This window comes from Cobetia sp. (assembly GCF_983723665.1).
The window spans coordinates 1,474-2,780 of the sequence record NZ_CFDJES010000238.1 but is presented as its reverse complement, the minus strand read 5'-3'; the positions used below and the strand labels follow the sequence as shown (position 1 = coordinate 2,780).

General features: G+C 65.9%; 1 protein-coding gene. It reads right to left on the bottom strand.

Annotation, left to right across the window (positions count from 1 at the left end; all coding sequences use genetic code 11):
• Positions 1-179: 179 nt before the first annotated feature.
• A complete protein-coding gene (locus AC4FAH_RS14330) occupies positions 180-1,247 on the bottom strand; it encodes a Bug family tripartite tricarboxylate transporter substrate binding protein (RefSeq protein ID WP_286987606.1) in 1,068 nt (355 codons plus the stop codon).
• Positions 1,248-1,307 lie beyond the last annotated feature (60 nt).

Sequence of the window (1,307 nt, the reverse complement as noted above, 5' to 3'; positions counted from 1 at the left end):
ATCGCCCTATCAGTTTGACTCCGAACATCAGCCGCCCAAGGGGCCGTGGCCCTCCATGCCCTGAGGTCGCTGGGGCAAGCCAGCAGCAAAAGACGCCACCCCGGGCAACGGGGTGGCGTCTTGCTTTCGGCAGCCTTGAGCTCTCGCCAGACGAGCGCGGCGCTCAGTGCCTCAGTTGATCACTGCAGGCCCAGCTCCTGCGACATCTGCTCCACATCGCTGACCTGCTGGGTGATGAAGCGATCCAACGCCTTGCCGGACTTGTGGAACGGCATCAGGCCATTGTCCTGCATCACCTGCTGCCACTCGGGCGTCTCGGCCATGCGGTTGAGGGTCTGCTCCCACCAGTCGAAGGCGGCATCCGATGCGCCACCCGGCAGGTAGAAGCCGCGCCAGTTGGGTGCGACCACATCGATCCCCTGCTCACGCGCGGTGGGGATGTCGCTGTACTGGCCGGGCAGACGCTCTTCACTGAACACTGCCAGCAGGCGCAGGTGGCCGGATTCGACGAAGCCGCGGGCTTCGGTCATGTCGCCGGTGAAGGCCTCCAGGTGGCCACCCATCACCTGGGTGATGGCGACGGAGCCGGAGTCGTAGGCGAGATACGGCAGGGCGCGCAGGTTGTCGATGCCCGCCTCACGCGCCGCCATCAGCACCTTGAGGTGATCAAACCCGCCCGCGACATCGCCACCGGCGAAGCGCACCGCCTTGGGGTCTGCCTGCATGGCGGCCAACAGTTCGTTCAGCGATTGGTAGGGCGAGTCCTCGGCCACGGCAATCACGCCGTAGTCGGCGCCGAGAGTCATCAGCCAGCGTACGTCGTCGACCTTGCCGTCCTGATAGGCATGCTGGCCCAGGCGGGTGGTGGTCGCGCTCGAGGCGGCGACGATGACCTGCTCATCGTCGTGGCGCTTGGACTTCACATGCGCGAAGGCGACGCCACCGCTGGCGCCGGGCACGTTGAGGGTCTGCATGCCGGCGGGAATCAGGTTCTGCTCATCCAGCAGGCGGGCCACGCTACGACAGGTGAAATCCCAGCCACCGCCGGGCTTGGCGGGCGCGATGCACTCCGTCTTGCCCTGCGGGGCGAAGTCGGTCTGTTCGTTCTGCTCCTCTTGGGCGGCGTTGGCGCTCAAGGGTGCCAGCAGGCCAAGGCTGAGCAGCAGCGCAGTGGGCAGGGCGCCAGCGCGCTGTCGAGCATGCTTTCTGCGTGAGAAGGGATGGCGGGCAGGGGATATGGCGTGCATGGCATTCGTGTCCTTGGTGTTCAGCGTCGATCGTTATGGTTATGTCAGTCAGCGCGGCAT

Bases quoted from the DNA above. Each gene is read 5' to 3' on its own strand.
- AC4FAH_RS14330 (WP_286987606.1), bottom strand. From the start codon at position 1,247: ATGCACGCCATATCCCCTGCCCGCCATCCCTTCTCACGCAGAAAGCAT.